Source organism: Actinomadura sp. NPDC049382, assembly GCF_040677125.1.
Classification (GTDB): domain Bacteria; phylum Actinomycetota; class Actinomycetes; order Streptosporangiales; family Streptosporangiaceae; genus Spirillospora; species Spirillospora geliboluensis.
Window position 1 is genome coordinate 16149 of record NZ_JBFARO010000077.1, and the last position, 20688, is coordinate 36836.

The following is a 20688-nucleotide window of genomic DNA, read 5'->3' on the forward strand; positions in this document are numbered from 1 at the left end:
CCGGCGTCGGCGCGGAGTGCCGGTGGGTCCGGGGCCCCCGCTCCCGTCGAAGGTCCGCCCGCACGGACGTCTTCGAGGCGACCCACCGGCCTCTTCATCGGCGTGTTCCGCCGCCTTGGTGACCGGCTGGTCAGGGCGTGGCGGGCAGGACGATGCGGGGCGTCACGGCGAGGCGCAGGCCGAGGACGCCGTAGGTCAGGCCGAGCCAGGCCGTGCCCGGGTAGGTGCCGCCCTCCTCGCCGAGCACGGCCTGCCCCACGCCGGCGACGACCAGCCACAGCCCGCACAGCAGGAAGTGCCAGCGCAGCAGCCCCCGGTAGCGGCCGACCTTCGCGACGGCGATGCCGATGACGAGCATGCCGAGCATCGACAGCGGCCAGCACAGGTCGAACGGGATCACCCAGGCGGGGGTCTCGTCGGGGTAGGCGATGGCCAGCGGGCACCAGATCAGCGCCGGGACGAACAACGCCATCTCCACCATGGCGATGTAGCGGCCCTTACCGCGTCCCGTGGCGTTCGTGGACAGCACCAGCGCGACCAGGGACAGGACGCCGAACAGGAACGCCATGCTGCCCCAGATCTCCACGGGGACGACCTCGTCGTGGACGCGGTCCCCGGCTATGAGCAGGCCGATGATCCAGGCGGCGGTGCCGGCGGCGAGGGCCGCGCCGGTGAGGCGGGTGCGCAGCAGCAGCCCGCCGGGCCCCGGATCGGCGGGATCGTTCGGATAGACGGAACTCGGACGGATGTGGACGGTCATCGGCTTCTCCCCGTGACGAGGCGGCGGCGCCCGGTCGCGCCGCCGCTCACCGCCGACGTTCCGTCCCCGATGTCCCGGGCGGCCAGGGACCCGGGCGGCGGACGCGGCCCGGGTCGGGACCCGTTCCGGCGGGTGACCGGTGTCCCCGGCGGCCAGGGACACCGATCCCAGGCAGCCGGGACGCGGCGGGAGCCATGCTGGCGGGGTGAGGAGCGCCCGACCCGCGCCTCGGGCCGAGCGGCTCCTGAGGCGGACCGCCATCGCGGTCGCCGTGCTGTGCGCCGCGGCGACCGCCGCGACGGTCTGGCTGGACGTCCTGCTCGCGGGGGCGAGCAGGCCGCCGGATCCGCTGGACTGGGCGCACTGGGGGTCGGCGGGGTCGGGGCTGCCGCTGGCGGTCGCGGGCGGCGTGCTGGCGACGCGGCTGCCGCGGCACCCGCTGACGTGGCTCATGCTGGCGGGCGGGTTCATCGCGGTCCTGGACGGGATCACCGCGGCGTACGCGTCGCTGTCGGTCGTGGAGCACGGCGGCGGCCTGCCGCTCACGGCGGCGACGGTGTACGCGGGCGCCCGCTTCGGCCCGATGATCAACATGATCGTGCCGCTGACGCTGATGTTCTTCCCGGACGGGCGGCTGCCGTCGCGGCGCTGGCGGTGGCCCGTGGCGGCCGCGATCACCGCGCAGGCCGTCGGGGTCGTGGCGCTGCTGATGGTGCCGTGGCGGGTGTTCTCCCACGGCGAGCCGCTCGCGCCGGGCCTGCGGGGCGTCCCGCTGGACCCGCTGACCCCGCCGCTGCCCGACGCGCTCTGGCCGGTGTCCGGCTGGATGTTCTGGGTCGGCTTCCTCTTCTCGTTCGGGGTGTCCATCGCGGCGTTCACGGTGCGCTTCCGCCGGTCCGACCCGGTGCGGCGGACGCAGCTGCGGTGGATGCTGCTGGCGCTCGCGGCCAACGTCGTCCTCTTCGCGGCGGGCATGGTGCTCACGGAGGTGACGCCGCCGTCGGTGGACTGGTGGATCGGCGACATCTCCCTCATCCTCATGCACGCGGCCGTCGCGGTCGCGGTGCTGGTCGCGGTCGCCCGGTACCGGCTCTACGACGTCGACCTGCTGCTCGGCTGGACGCTGCTGTACGCGGCGCTGGCGGCCGCGGTGATCGGCATCGACGTGGCGGTGTTCGTCGGCGCCGGGACGGTCATCGACGAGCCGCTCGCCGCGGTGACCGGCGCGGGCGTGGTCGCCGTCCTGTACGCGCCGCTGCGGCTGCGCCTCCAGCGCTGGGTGAACCGGGTGCTGACCGGCCGGGCGGAGCCCTACGACGTGGTGTCGGCGCTGGCGCGGCGGCTGGAGCGGTCCATGGGCCCGGACGAGCTGCTGCTGGAGGTGGCGCGGGCGGTGGCGCAGTCGTTCCGCTCCCCGTACGTGCGCGTCGAGCTGGACCGCGCCGACGGCAAGACGGTCGTCGTCGAGCACGGGACGCCGCGCGACGACGTCCTGGTCCTGCCGTTCGGGTACCGGGGCGCGGCGATCGGCCGGCTGGCGCTGGTGCCGCGGAGCGGGGCGCGGCTCCCGGCGGCCGACCAGCGGCTCCTCGCCGACGTCGTCCGGCAGGCGGCCGCCGCCGCGCGGGCGACGGCGCTCACCGAGGAACTGCAGCGCAGCCGAGAGCAGCTGGTGACGGGGATCGCCGAGGAACGGCGCCGGCTGCGCCGCGACCTGCACGACGGCCTCGGCCCGTCGCTGGCCGCCGCGGCGCTGAAGATCGAGGCGGCCCGCAACCTCGCCCCGCGCGACGCGGCCGCCGCCGACGCGACGCTGCGCTCGGTGCGCGGCGACCTGTCGGGCGTGCTGGCCGACGTCCGCCGCCTGGTCCACGACCTGCGTCCCCCGTCCCTGGACCAGTTCGGGCTGGTCGGGGCGGTGGAGCAGCTCGCCGAGCGGTTCCAGGGGCGGTCCCTGCGGGTGCGGTTGAGCTGCGCGGGACGGCTGTCGCCGCTGCCGGCCGCGGCGGAGGAGGCGGCGTACCGGATCGTGAGCGAGGCACTGGCGAACGTCTCCCGCCATGCCGGGGCGGCGCACTGCGACGTCCGGCTGGAGGCGACCGCGGAGGCGCTGGAGGTGGAGGTCGTGGACGACGGCCGGGGCATGCCGCCGGGCGCGCTCGTCGGCGTCGGGCTGGTCGGGATGCGGGAGCGGGCCGAGGAGCTCGGCGGGCGGTGCGCGGTGTCGGCGCGCCCCGGCGGCGGGACGCGCGTGCACGCCGTGCTGCCGTTCGGTCGGGGCTCCGGCGGCGACGCGCCCGAGCCGCTGACGTTCGCGGGGAGCGCGCCGTGACGCCGCGGGTGCTGCTGGCCGACGACCACCCGGTGTACCGCGACGGGCTGCGGCTGATGCTGGAGTCCACCGGGGAGGTCGAGGTCGTCGGCACCGCGCCGGACGGCGCGGTCGCCGTGGAAACGGCGGGGCGGCTGCGCCCGGACGTCGTCGTCATGGACCTGCAGATGCCGCGGCTCGGCGGCGTGGAGGCGACCCGCCGGATCCTCGCCGCGCACCCGGACACCGGCGTCCTCGTGCTGACCATGCACGAGGACGACGAGAGCGTGTTCGCCGCGATGCTCGCCGGCGCCCGCGGCTACCTGGTGAAGGGCGCCGACCAGGAGGAGATCCTGCGCGCGGTCGCCGCCGTCGCGGGCGGCGAGGTGATCTTCGGCCCGGCGCTGGCGGGACGCGTGGCGGACTACTTCGCCCGGATCGCGGTCGCCCGCCCGGCCGGGGAGCCGTTCCCGCAGCTGACGGCCCGCGAGCGCGACGTCCTCGAACTGATCGCGCTCGGCCTGCCGAACCCGGCGATCGCCGAGCGCCTCGGCCTGTCGCCCAAGACCGTCCGCAACAACGTCTCGAACGTCTTCGCCAAACTCCAGGTCGCCGACCGCGCCGAGGCGATGGCCCGCGCCCGCGACGCCGGCCTGGGCCGCTGAGGTACGACCGCCGGAGCGGCGACGGCGGGTGAGGATCGGCGGTGAATAGTGTCGGTGGCTTCGCGTTTAATCGGGGTGTGGACGTCGAGGAGCGCATCGCTGAGCTGGCCGCCGAGGTCAAGCGGCTGAACGACCTGTACTACGGCGCCGGTGACAGCCCGTTGCCGGACGCCGACTACGACGCGTTGAAGGACGAGCTGGCGGCGCTCGTCGCCGAGCATCCCGAGCTGGAGCCGGCCGACAGCCCGCTCGGCAGGGTCAACGCGCCGGCGGAGCTCGCCGGGCCGACGGTGCGCCACGCGCGCCCGATGCTCTCGCTGGCGAAGGCGACGAGCGAGGAGCAGATCCGCACGTTCTGCGAGCGCTTCGGCGGCCAGGTCTTCCGCGTGTCGGAGAAGCTCGACGGGCTCTCGCTCAGCGTCGTCTACACCGGCGGGAGGCTCGACTACGTCGCCACGCGCGGCACCGGCGCGGTCGGCGAGCTGGTGACCGAGAAGGTGCGGCACGTGATCCCCGGCCTCCCGATGGAGATCGAGGAGCCCGGGCGCGTCGAGGTCCGCGGCGAGGCCGTGATGCTGCGGTCGGTCTGGGCCGCCTACAACGAGGCCCACCCCGACAAGACGCTGACCAATCCCCGCTCGGGCGCCGCCGGGACGCTGGTGCTGAAGGACCCCGAGGCGGCGGTCCAGGCGAAGCGGCTGCTGCGCTTCTACGCGTTCGGAGCCGACCGCGACGGCGCCGCGATCGGCCTCCCGGCGGGTTTCGAGCCGGTCGCCCAGTACGTGTGCGCGGACGCCGCCGAGGTGATGGACGCGATCCACGAGATCGGCGGCCGCCGCGACGGGCTGGACTACGACATCGACGGCGCGGTCGTCCGCCTGCACGAGCCGGCGGCGTTCGACGCGGCGGGCTTCAACAGCGCCGAACCGCGCGGCGCGATCGCGTTCAAGTACCCGCCGGAGGAGAAGCTCACCACCCTGCTGTCGGTCGAGTGGCCGGTCGGCAAGATCGGCCGCGTCCCGCCGCGCGCCAAGGTCGCGCCGGTGTTCGTCGGCGGCGTCACGGTCGAGAACATCACCCTGCACAACCCGCGCCTGATCCGCGAGCGCGACCTGCGGATCGGCGACACGGTCGCGGTCGTGCGGCGCGGCGACGTGATCCCGTTCGCGGGCCGCTCGCTGCCGGAGCGGCGCGACGGCAGCGAGGTCGAGATCGTCCCGCCGGTGCACTGCCCGTCGTGCGGGTCCGAGCTGGAGGTCCGCGGCGCCGGCGAGGAGCGCTGGTGCGTGAACCTGCAGTGCCCGGCCCAGGCGATGCGGCGGCTGATGCACTGGGCCTCGCGGCAGGCGGCCGACATGGAGGGCGTCGGCGACACCTGGATCGAGAAGCTCGCCGAGGAGGGCGTGCTCAAGCGGCGCAGCGACTTCTACGACCTGACGGTGGATCAGCTCCTCGGCTACGAGCGGATGGGCGAGGTCAGCGCGAAGAACATGGTCGACTCCATCGCGGCGTCCAAGGGCGTCGGGCTGCGGCGGGCGCTGATCGGGCTGGCGATCCCGATGGCGTCCGAGGGCACGGCCAAGCGGCTGTGCCTGGCCGGCTACGAGCGCATCGAGGACGTCGCGGCGGCGACGGCCGAGGACCTGGTGGCGATCCGCGACATCGGCCCCGCGGTCGCGGAGAGCATCGTCGCCTTCTTCGCCCGCCCCGAGGTGCTGGCGGAGATCGCGGCGCTGCGGGAGCGCGGCGTGAACCTCGACGTGCTCCCCGAGGACCGGCCGGTCGACGCGGCGGCCGCGGGCGACTCGCCGCTCAAGGGCCGGGCCGTCGTGATCACCGGGGCGTTCACCGACCCGCGCTCGGGCGCCAAGATCAGCAGGCCGGACGTCACCCGCCTGGTCGAGCAGGCGGCGGCGAAGGCCGTCTCGTCGGTCTCGGCGGGCACCGACTACCTGCTCGCCGGCGACAACGTCGGCGCCTCGAAGACCGGCAAGGCCGAGAAGCTCGGCGTCACGATCGTCCCGCAGGACGAGCTGTGGCGCTGGCTCGCCGAAGCGGGCGTCATCTGAGCGAAGTGCGCCGCCTCGTCACGAGCAGGAGGCGGAAGAACAGGGCTTTGAGCGGCTTGTCGTACTCGGCACCGGCACCGGGAGGTGCGGAAGGCGTGCCGCGCCGGTGGCCGCACGCCTTCCGTTTCCTCGCCGGAATGGCGATGCCGGTCGGTTCAGCCGGTGAGCGGACGGTAGGTGAGGACGGCGACTCCGCTCGGGAAGATGGTCGAGTCGACCAGCTCGACGGTTCCGGCGCTTTCCGGGCGGAACAGCGGCTCGCCGGTGCCCTTGATGACCGGGTAGAGCCAGATCTTGTGCTCGTCGAGCAGCCCGGCGGCGGCGAGGGCGTCGGTCAGGCGGCCGTGGCCCCAGATGAGGATGTCGCCGCCGTCCCGCTTCTTCAGTTCGGTCACCGCGCCGACGAGGTCGGCCCCGTCGATGACCGTGGTCGGCTTCCAGGACGAGGTGTCCACGGGCTGGCTCGCGACGACGTACTTGTCCATGGAGTTGACGTGGTCGGCGTAGGGGTTGCCGCCCATGTTCGGCCACGCCTGCGCCATTCCCTCGTAGGTGACGCGGCCGAGCAGGAGCGCGTCGGCGTTCTTGGTCATGGTGAACGCGTAGGTCTGGGACTCCTCCTCGGAGTACTGCAGCGACCATTCGTGGGGGTTGTCGATGAATCCGTCGAGAGTGGCGTACGTCGAGGCGATGAGCTTTCGCATGGTTTCCTCCGGTTCTGAGTGCGCCGGTGTCGGCGTGATTAGACTCGCAATCCGGAGAATTCGCCGGTAGTGGCCGGGTTCAGCACTTCGATGTGAAGGAATCACATGATCCGTGTGATGGTCGCCGAGGACGTCCGGATCCTGCGGGAGACGCTGACCACCGTCCTCGGGCTCGAGGACGACATCGAGGTGGTGGCCACGGTCGAGCGCGGAGACGAGATCGTCGACGCGGCCGTTCGGGCCCGCCCCGATGTGGCCGTGCTCGACATCGACCTGCCCGGCATGGACGGTCTGGACGCCGCCGCCGAACTCCGCGTCAAGCTCCCTGCCTGCCGCACGGTCGTCCTGACGGGTCTGGGCAAGCCGGGGTATCTGCGCCGGGGCCTGTCCGCGGGGATCTCGGCGTTCCTGCTCAAGCACGCGCCGGCCGACGACCTCATCGACGCGATCCGCAAGGCCGTCGCGGGGGAGAGGGTGGTGGACCCTCAGCTGGCCCTCGCCGAGCTCGAACGGGCGGACAGCCCGCTCACCGCGCGGGAGGCCGACGTGCTCCAGCTGTCGGCGACCGGCGCGGAGGCCGACGACATCGCACGGTCGCTCTCACTGAGCCGGGGCACCGTCCGCAACTACCTGTCGTCGGCCGTCCTGAAGCTGAACGCCAGGAACCGCATCGACGCGATCCGCATCGCGACCGATCAGGGCTGGCTGTAGCGGCACCTCCACCGCGAGGCTGAAGGCGTCCCCGTCCTTGCCGGCGGTCAGCGTCCCGCCCAGCTCACGCACCCTGCGCGTCAGGTTCTCCAAGCCCACGCCGGGCGCGCCGGCGCGACCCCGGACACCGTCGTTGACCAGGCGCAGCCGGACGCTCCGCGCGACCGCCTCGACGGCCAGCTCGCACCGGTCGGCATCGCTGTGCCGCAGCACGTTGGTGACGCCTTCGCGCAGGACGGTGGCCAGGAGCGTGTCGGTCTCCGCGGGCAGCGGCACCGGCTGGACCGTCCCGGACACCTCGATGCCGGCGGCCGCGAGCGCCGCGCGCGTGGACTCGGCCTCCGCCGCCAGCTCGATCTCACCGCGCCCGGCCACGACGTCCCGCATGTCGGCCAGGGCGCGGCGGGCCGCCGCCAGGCCCTCGGACAGCTCGGCGCGGGCGCGGTCGGGGTCCCTGTCCAGCAGCCGCAGCGCCAGCTCGCTCTTGAGCACCACCACCGACAGCCCCAGACCGAGCAGGTCGTGCAGGTCGGTCGCGAACCGGAGCCGTTCGCGGGCCACCGCCGTCCTGGCCAGCTCCGCCCGCGCCTCCTTGACCCGCAGGGCCAGCTCGCCCATGCGGACCAGCCCGCACACGAGCAGCGCCCGCTCGCCCGACCACACGATCTCGTAGGCCATGCCCAGCGGCGTCGGGTCGCCGAGCTGCGCGTCCCAGATCACGAGCAGCGGATCCATGCAGATCAGCGGCACCGCCAGGACCCACCGTGCCCACCCGCGCACGACGACCAGGACGAGGCCCGGCAGGAAGAGGACCACGTGCCACACCGACAGGTCGAACAGGAGCAGCGGGCCCAGCGCCGGGACGAAGACGACCAGCGTCCACGGCGGCCGGCGCGTCGGAGCGCAGGCGCGCAGGAACAGCAGCACGAACGCGGCGAGCGACGCGAAGAACACCGCCGTCTCGAGCGCGCCCAGGTCGACGCGGAGGAACTGCCTCAGCTCCGTGGGCACGATCATGAGGCAGAGCGTCGCGGCCCCGAGCACCGCCGCCCCGGTCGCCGTCAGGTCGTCCGCGACCGGCGCGCCCGCGAGGTGGTCGCGCCCGTATCCGTGCGCCACCGACCGCGTCTCGTTCAGCGCCGCCCGCGCCACGTCCAGCCGCCGCCTGACCGCCGCCGGGTCCGCCGCGTCCCCGTCACGGACGACCCGTTCGAGGCTCACGCCCACGCGTTCGTTCAACTGCTGGGCGAAGACCAGCCGCTCGCGCGAGACCTGGGCCAGCGCGAGCGCGTCCCTGGTCCGCCGCATGTCGCTGATGAGGTCGGCGAGCCGGGCGACCCCGTACAGCGCGATCCCGACGAACGCCGTGTGCCCGACCGCGAGGTAGGCCGCCTCCGCGACCGTCGGCCGGACCGGCAGCGCGGCGGCGAACTGCGCCGCGATCACCAGCGCGAACCCGCCCCACGCCGCCCACCGCCGGCGGACGAGCAGCAGGAGCGCCGCCGCCAGGAACCCGGAGTTGCCGTACCAGGTGGACGCGTACCAGATCATGCCCGCGGCCGTGAGGACCGCCTGGACGCCCAGCGCCCACTGCCAGCCGCGGGCTCGCTCGTCGTCCGACCAGCGGATGCAGTTGCGCAGGTGGAGGAGCACCAGTGCGGTCAGCAGCGCGGCCGCCGCCGGCTTGCCGCCCTGCTCCGCGTTGATGATCCCGACGTACCCGCCGAACGCGAAACCGCAGCTCACCCCGACCGCGACCACGCGAGCCCAGCGGGCGGCCGCCACCGGGGACGCGGAATCCATACGGGCCTCCCGAGGAGGGGTCCCGCGCATCGTATAGAAGATCGGTCAGCTGCGGGCGGGGGCGGTGAGTCCGGCGGTGAGGAAGGAGACGAGCGTCTCCGGGTGGACCGGGGACCGGCCGTCGGTGGCGGCGCGGCCGTAGACCTCCAGCAGGAGGGTGAAGGCCAGGCGCCAGCGTTCGGAGATCTCGCGGACCGGCAGTTCGGGCATGGCGCGGGAGAGCATCACCTCGAACGGGGCCGGGCTGAACCAGGGGGAGGAGACCGGCAGCCGCCCGTTGGGGAGCGCCGTGCGGGCCAGCAGGCGGCAGAGCATCCGGCCCTTCTCGGTGCGGATCAGGTCCTCGAACGGTTCGACGATCGCGGCGACGAGCCCGGCGATCGGGAGGTCGGCGTCGGGCCGCTCCGATGCCTCGACGACCGGCGCCAGGCGGTCGGCCCAGAGCGGGATGAGCTCGCGCTCCAGCAGGGCCGTGACGAGCCCCTCCCGGGATCCGAAGTGGTAGTGCACCGCTCCGGGGTTCAGGCCGGCCTCGGCGTTGATCAGGCGGAGGGAGACCTGGTCGGGTTCCTTGCCGGCGAAGAGCCGCTCGGCCGCGGCCAGCAGGCGTTCCCGGGTCGACGCGTTCTCGTCGGGCATCCGGCCATTCCACCACACCTTGCGCAAGCACCCTTCAATCAGTGATTGACTGGTGATTGAAACCCCTCGTGGAGAGACGAGAGGAAGAGGTGGACGATGACGCCGACACGGCCATGCGCCCCGGCTCCGCCCACGACCCATGACCCGCTGTCCCTTGGAGAGCACATGACCACTCCGGACGTGTTCGCACCGGCCAAGCTCGGCCCCCTCGAACTGCGCAACCGCGTCATCAAGGCCGCCACCTTCGAAGGCATGACCAAGGGCGCGCTGGTCGGCGACGAGCTCGTCGAGTTCCACCGCCGTCACGCCGCCGGCGGCGTCGGCATGTCCACGGTCGCCTACTGCGCCGTGGCCCCCGAGGGCCGCACGGAGCGCGACCAGATCTGGATGCGGCCCGAGGCGCTGCCCGGCCTGCGCCGCCTCACCGACGCCGTGCACGCCGAGGGCGCCGCGGTCTCCGCGCAGATCGGGCACGCGGGCCCGGTCGCCAACGGCAAGTCCAACGGGCTGCCCTCGCTCGGCCCGTCCCGCTCGTTCAACCCGCAGGCGCTGCGGATGACCCGCGCGGCGAGCGGGGCCGACATCGAGCGGGTCACCAAGGCGCACGCCGGCGCCGCGCTGCTGGCGATCGAGGCCGGGTTCGACGCGGTGGAGATCCACTTCGGCCACAACTACCTGGCCAGCTCGTTCCTCAGCCCGAAGATCAACAAGCGCACGGACGAGTACGGCGGTTCGCTGGCCAACCGCGCCAAGGTCGTGCGCGGCATCGCCCGCGCCGTCCGCGACGCCGTCGGGGACCGCATCGCGATCCTGGCCAAGCTGAACATGGACGACGGCGTCCCCGGCGGCCTCTGGCTGGACGAGAGCCTGCGGGTGGCGCAGTGGCTGGAGCAGGACGGCGGCCTGGACGCCTTGGAGTTGACCGCCGGCAGTTCCCTGCTCAACCCGATGTACCTGTTCCGGGGCGACGCGCCGGTGCGGGAGTTCGCCGCCGCGATGCCTCAGCCGGTGAAGCTGGGCGTCCAGCTGGTGGGCGGGAAGTTCATCCGCAGCTACCCCTATGAGGAGGCCTACCTGCTGGACAGCGCCCGGCAGTTCCGCGCCGCGCTGAAGATGCCGCTGGTCCTGCTGGGCGGCGTCACCCGGCGCGAGACCATGGACCTGGCGATGGCCGAGGGCTTCCAGTTCGTGGCGATGGCCCGCGCGCTCCTGCGCGAGCCCGACCTGCTCAACCGCATGCGGGACGAGCCCGAGACCCGCTCGCTGTGCATCCACTGCAACAAGTGCATGCCGACGATCTTCAGCGGCACCCACTGCGTGCTGGCCTGAACCGGAGAGGGACGCCCGGCCGGGCGCCGCGACCACCGTCGCGGTGCCCGGCCGCTCTCATGCGACGCCGCCGCCGGCCCCTTCCGGCCCGCTACCACGGCGCTGACCTGGGCTGTCTTGACAAAAGTCCAAACTTATGCAGAATTCTCCATATGTTCGGTCAATCTTCCACAAAGTCGGGCAGCGGCCGTGCTCGCGCCTGAGCGGCACCGCCGGATCGGCGACGCGCTCCGCGACCGGTCCGTGGTGCGGACCGAGGAGCTCGCCGTCCTGCTCGGGGTGTCGGCCGAGACGGTCCGCCGCGACCTGATGGTGCTGGAGCGCCGCGGGGAGCTCGTGCGGGTGCACGGCGGCGCGACCAGCGTGGCCGCCGGCTCGTCGGGGGTGGAGGCGCCGTTCGCCGAGCGCGCCGGCGCCGACCGGGAGGCCAAGGCGGCCATCGGCCGCGCCGCCGCGGCGCTGGTCCGGCCGGGGCAGACCGTCATCATCGACGTGGGCACCACCGCGCTGGAGGTGGCCCGCGCGCTGCCGCCGGACTTCCACGGCGTGGTCGCGACGTGCTCGCTGCTGGCGGCCGCCGAGCTGGCCGGGCGGCCGCGGGTCGAGGTGCTGGTGGCGGGCGGCCGGCTGCGGCCCGGCGACCTCGCCTGCTCCGGCGCCGGCACCGCCCAGTTCTTCGCCGACCTGAACGCCGACGTGGCCTTCCTCGGCTCCGGCGGGGTGGACGCCTCGGCCGGACTGACCGACTACCACCTGGACGAGGTCGCGACCCGCCGCGTGATGATCGCGAACACCGTCCGCTCGTACGTGCTCGCGGACTCCCGCAAGCTCGGCCGCGTCGCCGCGCACCGCGTGTGCGGGCTCGACGCGTTCGACGAAGTGATCACCGACAAGACGCCGTCCCCGGCGCTGCGCGAGGCCCTGGAGGAGTCCGGCGGCCTCATCGTGGCCGCCGGGTGAGTTCACGGTGGCCGGGCGACGCTGCCACGTCACCCGGCCCGATCGCCCATTCCTCATGACACGTGCAAGGAGACGATCAATGGCCGATTCTTCCATGCCGCCGCCCGCGGCGGCGCCGGGATCCCCGGCCGGCAGCGGGTCCGGCGACGGCCTCTCGGAGTTCGGCTACGCGCAGGAGGTCAAGCGCGAGCTGGGCTGGTACGCCTCCTTCGCGGTGGCGTTCGGGTTCGTGTCGATCGCGACCGGCATCTTCACCGCCTACGGCTCGGTGCTGCAGAGCTCCGGCCCGATGGGCATCTGGACGTGGCCGGTCGTCGTGGTCGGCCAGCTGTGCGTGGCCCTGATCTTCGGCGCCCTCGCGGCCCGGATCCCGGTGAGCGGCTACGCCTACCAGTGGACGTCCCGCCTGGCCAACCCGGTGCTGGGCTGGATCATGGGCTGGATCTCGTTCACCTTCCTCGCGGTCGTGGTGTGCGCCGTCGACTACACCATCGCCGCGACGATCCTGCCGGTGCTGTTCCAGTACGAGGGCACCAGCCAGAACGCCTGGGTCATCACCGCCGTGGTGGTGCTCCTCCAGGCGATCCTGGTGGCGCTGTCCACCCGGGCCACGCAGCGGGTCAACACCGTCGCGGTCACCATCCAGCTGATCGGCATGGTCTCGCTGACCGTGCTGCTGTTCGCCGTCGGCGCCTTCACCGGCGACCTCGACTTCGGCACCCTGTTCAGCAAGGGCGACGTCCCGAGCGACGGCTACTTCTCGCTCGGCGGGGCGACCTCGGTCGGCCCGTGGGCGCTCGGCTTCCTGCTCGGCGCGTTCACCATCGTCGGCTTCGAGTCGGCGGCGAACCTCGCCGAGGAGACCAAGGACCCCGCGCGCGTGGTGCCGAAGGCGATGGCGCAGGCCGTGCTCGGCCTCGGCGTGCTCGGCATGCTGTTCCTCGTGGCGGTCACCGCGCTGGCGGAGAACCCGTCCGCGCTGGCGAAGTCCGACACCCCGGTCGCGGACGTCATCACCCGCGTGCTCGGCTCCTACGTGGGCAAGGGCCTGCTGGTGCTCGTCGTGATCTCGATCTTCTCCTGCGGCCTGGTCATCCTGCTGAGCGGGGCCCGGCTGGTGTGGGCGATGGCGCGCGACAAGCGCTTCCCCGGCTGGCAGGTGCTGCGCCGCATCAACCCCTCGACCGGCACCCCGCTGAACGCCGCCGTGCTGATGTTCGCGGTCGCGCAGGTCCTGCTCGCGCTGTTCGCCCGGTCCACCCAGGCGCTGTTCTCGCTGTTCTCGGCGGCGACCCTGCTGCCCGCGATCATCTACGCGGCGACGGTGGCGCTGTACCTGGCCAAGCGGCGCAGCCTGCCGCCGTCCAAGGGCTTCCAGCTCGGCCGCTGGGAGGTCCCGGTGCTGGTGGTGGCCGTCTGCTGGCTGGCCTACGAGCTGATGATCTTCCGTGACGCGTCCTTCGCCGAGCCGTGGCGCTACGTCGCGGTCATGTCGGCGATCGGCGCGGTGTACTTGGCCTACCTGCTCATCAGGCACGGCACCAAGGGGCTCACCATGCCCGACATGCACGACATCGACAAGGTTCTGGACGACGACGCGCCCCGGCCGAACGAGTCCGCCGGGGGCCGTCCATGACCACCGTGCTGGCCGTCGACCAGGGCACCTCGGGCACGAAGGCCATGGTCGTGGACGGCTCCGACCGCGTCCTGAGCGTGGTGGAGCTGCCGGTGCACCCCCGCTACCTGTCCGGCGGCGGGGTCGAGCAGGACCCGGCGGAGCTGCTCGACTCGGTGCTGGAGTCCGGCCGGCGCGCCGTCGCCGAGGCGGGGGCCCGGATCGACGGCGTGACCCTGGCCAACCAGGGCGAGACCGTCCTGGCCTGGGACCCCGCCACCGGCGAGCCGCTGACGCCCGCGATCGTGTGGCAGGACCGCAGGTCCGCGGGGATCTGCGCCGAGCGCGCGGAGTGGGCGGACCTGGTGGCCGAGCGCACCGGGCTGGTGCTCGACCCGTACTTCTCCGCGCCGAAGATGCGCTGGATCCGGGACCGGCTCACCGGCGACGGCGTCGTCACGACGTCCGACACCTGGCTGCTGCACCGGCTCACCGGCGAGTTCGTCACCGACGCGGCGACCGCGTCCCGCTCGCTGCTCACCGACCTCGACACGGCCGCGTGGAGCCCCGAGCTGCTGGAGGTGTTCGGGCTCGGCGGCGAGCGGCTGCCGCGCATCGCCGCCTGCGACGAGATCGTCGGCGAGACGACGGCGTTCGGCGGCCGGGCCCCGGTGGGCGGTCTGGTCGTCGACCAGCAGGCGGCGCTGCTGGCGCAGCGCTGCCTGGAGCCGGGCGAGGCCAAGTGCACGTTCGGCACCGGGGCCTTCCTGCTCGCCAACATGGGCACGACGCCCGTCCGGTCCGGGGCGGGGCTGGCCGCGTCGGTGGCGTGGCAGGCGCGCGGCCAGACGTCCTACTGCCTGGACGGGCAGGTCCCCACCGCCGCCTCGGCGGTGCGGTGGCTGCGCGACCTCGGTTTGGTCGGCGGCGCGCCGGAACTCGACACGGTCACCGCGCCGGACGCCGACGGGGTGCTGTGCGTGCCGGCGCTGGCCGGCCTGTCGGCACCGTGGTGGGCGCCGGACGCGACCGCCTCGTTCACCGGCATGACGCTGTCCACCACCGCCGGGCACCTGGTCAAGGCGGTGCTGGACGGCATCGCCGCCCAGGTCGCCGAGCTCGCGGACTGCACGGCCCGCGACACCGGCGCCGCCCTGCCGCGGCTGCGCGTCGACGGCGGCCTCACCCGCAGCCGGGTCCTGATGCAGGCCGTCGCCGACCTGCTGCAGACCCAGGTCGACGTGTACCCGTCCGAGCACGCCACGGCGCTCGGCGCCGTCGCGTTCGCGCGCAGCGCCCTCGACCCGGCGCTGCCCCTCGCGGACGCGGTCGTCGACTGGTCGCCGGACACCGCCTACACCCCCCGGATCGGCGCCGCCGAGGCGGCCGCCTTCCGGGCCCGGTGGCGGGCGGCCGTCGAGAGCAGCGCGATCGCGAAGAAGGAGAAGGAGTGAGCACAGCGCAGACCGCGCCGGAACCCGGGCGCGTCGCCGACGTCGCGGTGATCGGCGCGGGCGTCGTCGGCTCGGCGATCGCCCGCGTCCTGGCCGGGCACCGGCTCGACGTCGTCCTGCTGGAGGCGCGGGACGACGTCGGCGACGGCACCAGCAAGGCGAACACGGCCATCCTGCACACCGGCTTCGACGCCGCGCCCGGCACCCTGGAGGCGCGCCTCGTCGCCCGGGGCTACGGGCTGCTCCAGGACTACGCCGACCGCACCGGCATCCCCTACGAGCCGACCGGGGCGCTGCTCGTCGCCTGGGACGACGAGCAGCTCGCCGCGCTGCCCGGCCTGAAGGAGAAGGCGGAGCGCAACGGCTACACCGAGAGCGAGATCGTCGGCCCGGACGAGGTGTACCGGCAGGTGCCGGCGCTCGGTCCCGGCGCCCTCGGCGGGCTGACGGTGCCGGGCGAGTCCATCATCTGCACCTGGACGACCACGCTCGCGCTGGCCACCGACGCGGTCCGGCGCGGCGCGCGGCTGCTGCGGTCGCACCGCGTCGAGTCCGTCACTCCGAAGGCGGACGAGACCGTTCTGCACACGAGCGGCGGCGACGTCCGGGCCCGGTGGGTCGTCAACGCGGCCGGGCTCGGCGGCGACGTGCTGGACGCCCGGTTCGGCCACGACCGGTTCCACCTGCACCCGCGCCGCGGCCAGCTGCTCGTCTACGACAAGCAGGCCCGGCCGCTGGTGGACCGCATCGTGCTGCCGGTGCCGTCCAAGCTCGGCAAGGGCGTGCTGATCAGCCCGACGATCTACGGCAACGTCATGCTCGGCCCGACCGCCGAGGACATGACCGACCGCGCCGACACCTCGACCACCGGGGACGGCTACGCGTTCCTGCTGGAGCGCGGCAAGCGGATCATGCCGCGGCTGCTGGAGGAGGAGGTCACCGCCTCCTACGCGGGCCTCCGCGCGGCCAGCGACGTCTCCGACTACACGATCGAGGTGGACGCGGAGCAGCGCTACGCGGTCGCGGGCGGCATCCGCTCCACCGGGCTGACGTCCAGCATGGCGGTCGCCGAACACCTGCTGGGCCTCCTCCGCGAGGCGGGCCTGGACCTGGAGGAGCGCACCGACCTGCCCGAGCCGCCGCGCATGCCCAACATCGGCGAGGCGTTCCCGCGCCCCTACGCCGACGCGGAGCGCATCGCGGACGACCCGGAGTACGGCACGATCACCTGCTTCTGCGAGCGGGTCAGCCGCGGCGAGATCCGCGACGCGTTCGCGAGCACGATCCCGCCGCGCGACCTGGACGGGCTCCGCCGCCGCACCCGCGCCATGAACGGGCGCTGCCAGGGCTTCTACTGCGGCGCGAACGTCACCGGGATGCTGGAGCACGCGCTGCGCACCGCCGGCGGGGACACCGACGAGAAAGGCGAACGATGAGCACGACGCGCACCCGGCTGACACCCGCGGTGGCCATCGTCGGCGGCGGCCCGGCGGGGCTGCGGGCCGCCCGGGAGCTCGCGGGGGCGGTTCCCGGCCGGCCGCTCGTCCTCGAACGCGAGCAGCACGCCGGCGGCATCCCGCGGCACTGCGCCCACACCGGGTTCGGCGTCCGCGACCTCCACCGGGTCCTGACCGGCCCGGAGTACGCCCGCCGGATGGCGGCCGGCGCCGAGCGCGCGGGCGCCGACGTCCGCACCGGCGCCATGGTGACCGGCTGGTCCGCCGACGGGGCCCTGGAGGTCACCGCGCCGGACGGCCTGTACGAGGTCCGCGCCGGGGCGGTGGTGCTGGCGACGGGCGCCCGGGAGCGGCCGCGGACGGCGCGGCTCGTGCCGGGGGACCGCCCGGACGGCGTCTTCACCACCGGCCACCTGCAGAACCTGGTGCACCTGCGGCACGGCCGCCCGGGGCTGCGCGCGGTCGTCGTCGGCAGCGAGCTGGTCAGCTGGTCGGCCGTGCTGACCCTGCGGGAGGCGGGCTGCCGCACCGTCCTCATGACCTCGGAGCGGCCGCACGGCGAGGCGTACGCGGCGCTCCCCGTCGCGGGCTGGCTCGGCCTGCGGGTGCCGCTGCGCACCCGCACCCGCGTCACCCGGATCATCGGCAAGCGCCGCGTCGAGGCCGTCCAGATCGAGGACGTCGACACCGGCCGGCGGCACGTCGTGCCCTGCGACACGGTCGTGTTCACCGGGGACTGGATCCCCGACAACGAGCTGGCCCGCTCCGCCGGCCTCGACCTCGACCCCGGCACGCTCGGCCCGGCCGTCGACGGCGCGCTGCGCACCAGCCGCCCGGGGGTCTTCGCCGCCGGGAACCTGCTGCACCCCGTGGACACCGCGGACATCGCGGCCCTCGACGGCGCGCACGTGGCGCGGAGCGTCCTCGACCACCTGGCTGGCGGGGAGGATCCGGGCGAGGCCGTCCGGATCGTCGCGGCGGAGCCGCTGCGCTGGATCTCCCCGTCGACGTACCGGCCGGGCGGGCGCGGCCCCGCCCGCGGCCGGCTGCTGGCCTGGGTGGACGAGCTCGTGCCGTTCCCGCGCGTCGCGGTCGTCCAGGACGGCCGCACCCTCGCGGAGCGGCGGCTGCCGTGGCCCGCGGCGCCCGGCCGGGTGTTCCGCATCCCGAGCGGGATGCTGGACGCGGTCCGGCCGGACGGCGGCGACGTCCGCGTCTCGCTCCGCCGCTGACCGGCCGGGACGGCTCAGGCCCGGCTCCGGGCGGGCGCGGGCTCCCACACGAAGCCGTCCGGGTCGGTGGCGGCCTCGCCGCCGCCGACCAGGACGAGCCGGTGGGAGCCGGTGCCCTCCAGGGCGAGGCCGATGTCCTTGGCGAGGGCGCGGCGCGGGTACAGCGCCAGCGTGACGGACGACTCCGAGGCGTCGAACTCGGCGTACTTGCCGCCGAAGCTCTTGGCGACGGCGAGGCCGCGGCCGGTGTAGTAGCGCTTGCTCGCCTTGACGTCCGCGACGCCCAGCAGCAGCGTGATCTGCTCGAACTCCGGCGCGGCGGGCGCGGAGTCCTTCTTCTTGGAGGACGCGATCTTGCAGACCGTCCCGTCCGGGGCCTGGACGACGCCGCCGTAGCCCCAGAAGGACTTCGCGGCGGGCTGCAGCACGGCGGCGCCCGCGCCGACGGCGGCGGCGATGAGCGCGTCCACGTTGCCGGGCTGGGACGCGACGAGCGAGAGCGCGAAGCCGCGGAAGCCGGTGCTCGGGTCGTCCGAGGCGCGGACGTCCACGTGGGAGGAGAGGCCGAGGGCCGCGTAGAAGTCCGCCGCGGTGGCGGGGTCGGCGACTTCGAGGGTGATGGATTCGAACGAGTTCATGACGCTTCTTTCTGGTGAGGGGTTCGTCGTCGTGCGGCGTGGGGCCGGGCTCAGCGGTCCTGGATCAGGCCGAGGACGTTGCCGTCCGGGTCGGTGACGGTGGCGACCAGCCGCCCGGCGCCGACGTCGTGCGGGGCCTCCTTGACGGTCGCGCCGGCGGCGGTCAGCGCGGCGATCTTCGCCTCGATGTCCGGGACGTGCCAGTAGGCCACCGGCGAGGTCATGCCCTGCGGCCCGCCGTCCGGGACCAGCCCGATGTGCTGCCCGCCGACCTCGAACCCGACGTAGTACGGCGAGTCGGTCTGCGGGGCCGTGCCGAGCAGGGCGGCGTACACGGCCTTGGCCTTCGCCAGGTCGCTCACGGGATGCAGGACGGTCTTGATTCCCTGACTGGAAGAGTCGCTCATGACTCACAGCCTCGCTCCGGGACCGCCCCGGCCACATCCGTGCCGACTACGGAGCCGCCTACGGACCGCCGGCACGGATCACGCACGGAACATGCACGGTGGGGCCTGCGCCAGAATGGGACGGTGGCCGTGACAGTGGACATCTCACCCCGAGAAGCCGAGGTATTGGAGCTGGTCGGGGAGCACCTGAGCAACGCCGAGATCGCGGCGCGGCTGTTCATCTCCGTCCGCACCGCCGAGAGCCATGTCTCGTCGCTGCTGCGGAAGCTGGACGTCCCGGACCGGCGGGCGCTCGCCGCGCGGGCCGCCGCGAGCGGCCGCGCCGCCGGCGCCGCGGCCGCGGTGCCCGCCCTGCCCGCCCCGCTGACCGCGTTCGTCGGCCGGGCGGCCGAGCGCGCCGCGCTGGCCGAGCTGGTCGGGCGGCACCGGCAGGTGACCGCGGCCGGCCCCGGCGGGGTGGGCAAGACGCGGCTCGCGCTGGCGGTGGCGGCGGACGCGGCCGGCGCGTTCGCGGACGGGGTGTGGTTCGTCGACCTGGTGCCGGTCACCGACCCGGGCATGGTCGCGGACGCGGTCGCCGCCGCGCTCGGCCTGGGCGAGCAGCCCGGCCGCGGCATGGCCGCCTCGGTGGCCGCCGCGCTGGCCGACCGGCACGTCCTGCTCGTCCTGGACAACTGCGAGCAGGTGCGGGACGGCGTGGCGCCGTTCCTGGAGAACCTGCTCGCCGCGTGCCCCCGGGTGACGGTGCTCGCGACGAGCCGCGCCCGGCTGATGGTGCCGTTCGAGCGGGTGTACCCCGTCCCGCCGCTGTCGCTGTCCGCCGCCGGCGAGCCGGACGCGGTCGCGCTGTTCATGGAGCGCGCGACGGCGATCGGCTGGCCGCTGGACCCGCCCCTGCACGACCACGTCCGCTCCATCTGCGAGCGGCTGGACGGCATGCCGCTGGCGATCGAGCTGGCCGCGGCCCGCTACCCCACACTCGGGCTGGACGGCCTCACCGCCGCGCTGTCCCACCCGCTGCGGATGCTCACCGGCGGCTCGCGCGCCGACGACCGGCACCGCTCGGTGCGGGCGGCGGTCGACTGGAGCCACGCCCTGCTGGAACCGGCCGACCGGGAGCTGCTGCGCCGCGTGTCGGTGTTCGCCGCGCCGTTCACCGCCGCCGCGGCCGCCGAGGTGGCCGGGGCGGGGGAGGGCGCCGCCGCCGACGGGCTGGCCCGCCTCGCCGAGCAGAGCCTGCTGGCCGTGCGGGCGTCCGCGGGCGCGACCGAGTACCGGGCACTGGAGACGATCCGCCAGTACGGGGCCGAGCGGCTCGCCGAGGCCGGCGAGCTGGCCGAGACCCGCGCCCGGCACCTGCGCTGGTGCCTGGCCGGTGCCGCCGGCCTCGCCGCCGGAGCGGACTGGCGGCCCCGGTTCGACGCCCTCGCCGACGACCTCCGCGCCGCCCTCGCCTGGGCGGCCGGCGAGCCGGAGCACCGCGCGGACGCGCACGCCCTCGCGCGGCGGCTGGCGGAGCTCGCCTTCACCAGGAACCTGGTGGGGGAGTCCCAGCAGCGGTACGAGCAGGCCGCCGGGCTCGCCGCCGACCCGGCGGCCGCGGCGGCGATGCTCCGGGACGCCGCCGCCGTCGCCGGGTGCCGCATGCACGGCGACGACATGTACCGCCTGCACCGCGCCGCCGCCGACGCCGCCCGCACCGCCGGGGACGCCGCCCGCGCCGCCGCCGACCTGGCGACCGCCGCGACCACCGCGTACCGGTTCGCGGGCGCGTTCGTCCGGCCGCCGTCCCCGGCGGAGACGCGCGCGCTGATCGGCGAGGCGCGCGAGCACGCGGGCGGCGACACCTCCGCCCGCGCCGCCGTCGCGCTGGCCGAGGCGGCGTCGGCCGCCGACGCGCTCGACGCCGACCAGGACCCGCACGGCGACGCCGT

17 protein-coding genes are annotated in these 20688 nt (G+C 74.5%); 11 read left to right on the plus strand and 6 right to left on the minus strand.

From position 1 onward, the window contains the following. Nucleotides 1-130: 130 nt before the first annotated feature. Entirely contained in the window at nucleotides 131-760 is a 630-nt protein-coding gene (locus AB0K34_RS31975) for a hypothetical protein (protein ID WP_364552762.1), read from the minus strand. A gap of 205 nt (nucleotides 761-965) precedes the next feature. Between AB0K34_RS31975 and AB0K34_RS31980 the strand changes: the two genes are divergently transcribed. The 3 genes from AB0K34_RS31980 (at nucleotide 966) to ligA (ending at nucleotide 5805) form a co-directional block, all read left to right on the plus strand. Beyond that, nucleotides 966-3092 carry a sensor histidine kinase gene (locus AB0K34_RS31980; RefSeq protein WP_364552763.1) on the plus strand — a complete coding sequence of 709 codons (2127 nt, stop codon included), beginning with the start codon at nucleotides 966-968 and terminating at the stop codon, nucleotides 3090-3092. Next, nucleotides 3089-3736, plus strand: coding sequence for a response regulator transcription factor (locus AB0K34_RS31985; RefSeq protein ID WP_205719397.1), 648 nt, complete (start codon nucleotides 3089-3091; stop codon nucleotides 3734-3736). Before AB0K34_RS31980 ends, AB0K34_RS31985 begins: the two co-directional genes overlap by 4 nt. A 77-nt stretch (nucleotides 3737-3813) precedes the next feature. After that, nucleotides 3814-5805: an NAD-dependent DNA ligase LigA gene (ligA, locus tag AB0K34_RS31990; protein ID WP_364552764.1), complete on the plus strand. Its 1992-nt coding sequence runs from the start codon at nucleotides 3814-3816 to the stop codon at nucleotides 5803-5805. A gap of 155 nt (nucleotides 5806-5960) precedes the next feature. On the opposite strand, the gene AB0K34_RS31995 is transcribed toward ligA, so the two are convergent. Continuing rightward, entirely contained in the window at nucleotides 5961-6509 is a 549-nt protein-coding gene (locus tag AB0K34_RS31995) for a dihydrofolate reductase family protein (protein WP_138638390.1), read from the minus strand. A 105-nt stretch (nucleotides 6510-6614) separates the two neighbouring features. On the opposite strand from AB0K34_RS31995, the gene AB0K34_RS32000 reads away from it, so the two are divergent. Beyond that, nucleotides 6615-7220 (plus strand): response regulator transcription factor, encoded by a 606-nt coding sequence (locus AB0K34_RS32000; RefSeq protein WP_364552765.1) that lies wholly within the window; start codon nucleotides 6615-6617, stop codon nucleotides 7218-7220. Here the strand turns inward: AB0K34_RS32000 and AB0K34_RS32005 are convergent. Together AB0K34_RS32005 and AB0K34_RS32010 are read right to left on the minus strand one after the other, a co-directional pair. Beyond that, nucleotides 7110-9023: a histidine kinase gene (locus AB0K34_RS32005; RefSeq protein ID WP_301176606.1), complete on the minus strand. Its 1914-nt coding sequence runs from the start codon at nucleotides 9021-9023 to the stop codon at nucleotides 7110-7112. The genes AB0K34_RS32000 and AB0K34_RS32005 overlap by 111 nt on opposite strands. Nucleotides 9024-9068: 45 nt before the next feature. Continuing rightward, on the minus strand, nucleotides 9069-9662 hold the full coding sequence (locus AB0K34_RS32010) for a TetR/AcrR family transcriptional regulator (protein ID WP_301176605.1): 594 nt from the start codon (nucleotides 9660-9662) through the stop codon (nucleotides 9069-9071). 165 nt (nucleotides 9663-9827) lie between these two features. On the opposite strand from AB0K34_RS32010, the gene AB0K34_RS32015 reads away from it, so the two are divergent. The 6 genes from AB0K34_RS32015 (at nucleotide 9828) to AB0K34_RS32040 (ending at nucleotide 17709) form a co-directional block, all read left to right on the plus strand. Continuing rightward, nucleotides 9828-10991 carry an NADH:flavin oxidoreductase gene (locus AB0K34_RS32015; protein ID WP_301176604.1) on the plus strand — a complete coding sequence of 388 codons (1164 nt, stop codon included), beginning with the start codon at nucleotides 9828-9830 and terminating at the stop codon, nucleotides 10989-10991. Between the two features lie 189 nt (nucleotides 10992-11180). Then, nucleotides 11181-11951: a DeoR/GlpR family DNA-binding transcription regulator gene (locus tag AB0K34_RS32020; RefSeq protein WP_364552766.1), complete on the plus strand. Its 771-nt coding sequence runs from the start codon at nucleotides 11181-11183 to the stop codon at nucleotides 11949-11951. Between the two features lie 79 nt (nucleotides 11952-12030). Then, nucleotides 12031-13587 (plus strand): amino acid permease, encoded by a 1557-nt coding sequence (locus AB0K34_RS32025; protein ID WP_240808018.1) that lies wholly within the window; start codon nucleotides 12031-12033, stop codon nucleotides 13585-13587. Continuing rightward, a complete protein-coding gene (locus AB0K34_RS32030) occupies nucleotides 13584-15020 on the plus strand; it encodes an FGGY family carbohydrate kinase (RefSeq protein ID WP_364552767.1) in 1437 nt (478 codons plus the stop codon). Before AB0K34_RS32025 ends, AB0K34_RS32030 begins: the two co-directional genes overlap by 4 nt. Next, a complete protein-coding gene (locus tag AB0K34_RS32035; RefSeq protein WP_301176602.1) occupies nucleotides 15017-16456 on the plus strand; it encodes an NAD(P)/FAD-dependent oxidoreductase in 1440 nt (479 codons plus the stop codon). Before AB0K34_RS32030 ends, AB0K34_RS32035 begins: the two co-directional genes overlap by 4 nt. Then, nucleotides 16453-17709 (plus strand): FAD-dependent oxidoreductase, encoded by a 1257-nt coding sequence (locus AB0K34_RS32040; protein WP_301176601.1) that lies wholly within the window; start codon nucleotides 16453-16455, stop codon nucleotides 17707-17709. Before AB0K34_RS32035 ends, AB0K34_RS32040 begins: the two co-directional genes overlap by 4 nt. A 14-nt stretch (nucleotides 17710-17723) precedes the next feature. Here the strand turns inward: AB0K34_RS32040 and AB0K34_RS32045 are convergent, their stop codons facing one another. Further along, nucleotides 17724-18347, minus strand: coding sequence for a glyoxalase (locus AB0K34_RS32045; RefSeq protein WP_138638397.1), 624 nt, complete (start codon nucleotides 18345-18347; stop codon nucleotides 17724-17726). A 50-nt stretch (nucleotides 18348-18397) separates the two neighbouring features. Beyond that, a complete protein-coding gene (locus AB0K34_RS32050) occupies nucleotides 18398-18754 on the minus strand; it encodes a VOC family protein (protein WP_138638398.1) in 357 nt (118 codons plus the stop codon). Nucleotides 18755-18877: 123 nt separating this feature from the next. Between AB0K34_RS32050 and AB0K34_RS32055 the strand changes: the two genes are divergently transcribed. After that, a partial coding sequence (locus AB0K34_RS32055) for a LuxR C-terminal-related transcriptional regulator (RefSeq protein WP_364552768.1) occupies nucleotides 18878-20688 on the plus strand: 1811 nt, incomplete at its 3' end.

What these genes read in the sequence shown, in the direction of transcription:
- AB0K34_RS31975 (WP_364552762.1), bottom strand. Translation starts at nt 760, where the DNA reads ATGACCGTCCACATCCGTCCGAGTTCCGTCTATCCGAACGATCCCGCC.
- AB0K34_RS31995 (WP_138638390.1), bottom strand. Translation starts at nt 6,509, where the DNA reads ATGCGAAAGCTCATCGCCTCGACGTACGCCACTCTCGACGGATTCATC.
- AB0K34_RS32000 (WP_364552765.1), top strand. Translation starts at nt 6,615, where the DNA reads ATGATCCGTGTGATGGTCGCCGAGGACGTCCGGATCCTGCGGGAGACG.
- AB0K34_RS32005 (WP_301176606.1), bottom strand. Translation starts at nt 9,023, where the DNA reads ATGGATTCCGCGTCCCCGGTGGCGGCCGCCCGCTGGGCTCGCGTGGTC.
- AB0K34_RS32010 (WP_301176605.1), bottom strand. Translation starts at nt 9,662, where the DNA reads ATGCCCGACGAGAACGCGTCGACCCGGGAACGCCTGCTGGCCGCGGCC.
- AB0K34_RS32015 (WP_301176604.1), top strand. Translation starts at nt 9,828, where the DNA reads ATGACCACTCCGGACGTGTTCGCACCGGCCAAGCTCGGCCCCCTCGAA.
- AB0K34_RS32025 (WP_240808018.1), top strand. Translation starts at nt 12,031, where the DNA reads ATGGCCGATTCTTCCATGCCGCCGCCCGCGGCGGCGCCGGGATCCCCG.
- AB0K34_RS32030 (WP_364552767.1), top strand. Translation starts at nt 13,584, where the DNA reads ATGACCACCGTGCTGGCCGTCGACCAGGGCACCTCGGGCACGAAGGCC.
- AB0K34_RS32040 (WP_301176601.1), top strand. Translation starts at nt 16,453, where the DNA reads ATGAGCACGACGCGCACCCGGCTGACACCCGCGGTGGCCATCGTCGGC.
- AB0K34_RS32045 (WP_138638397.1), bottom strand. Translation starts at nt 18,347, where the DNA reads ATGAACTCGTTCGAATCCATCACCCTCGAAGTCGCCGACCCCGCCACC.
- AB0K34_RS32050 (WP_138638398.1), bottom strand. Translation starts at nt 18,754, where the DNA reads ATGAGCGACTCTTCCAGTCAGGGAATCAAGACCGTCCTGCATCCCGTG.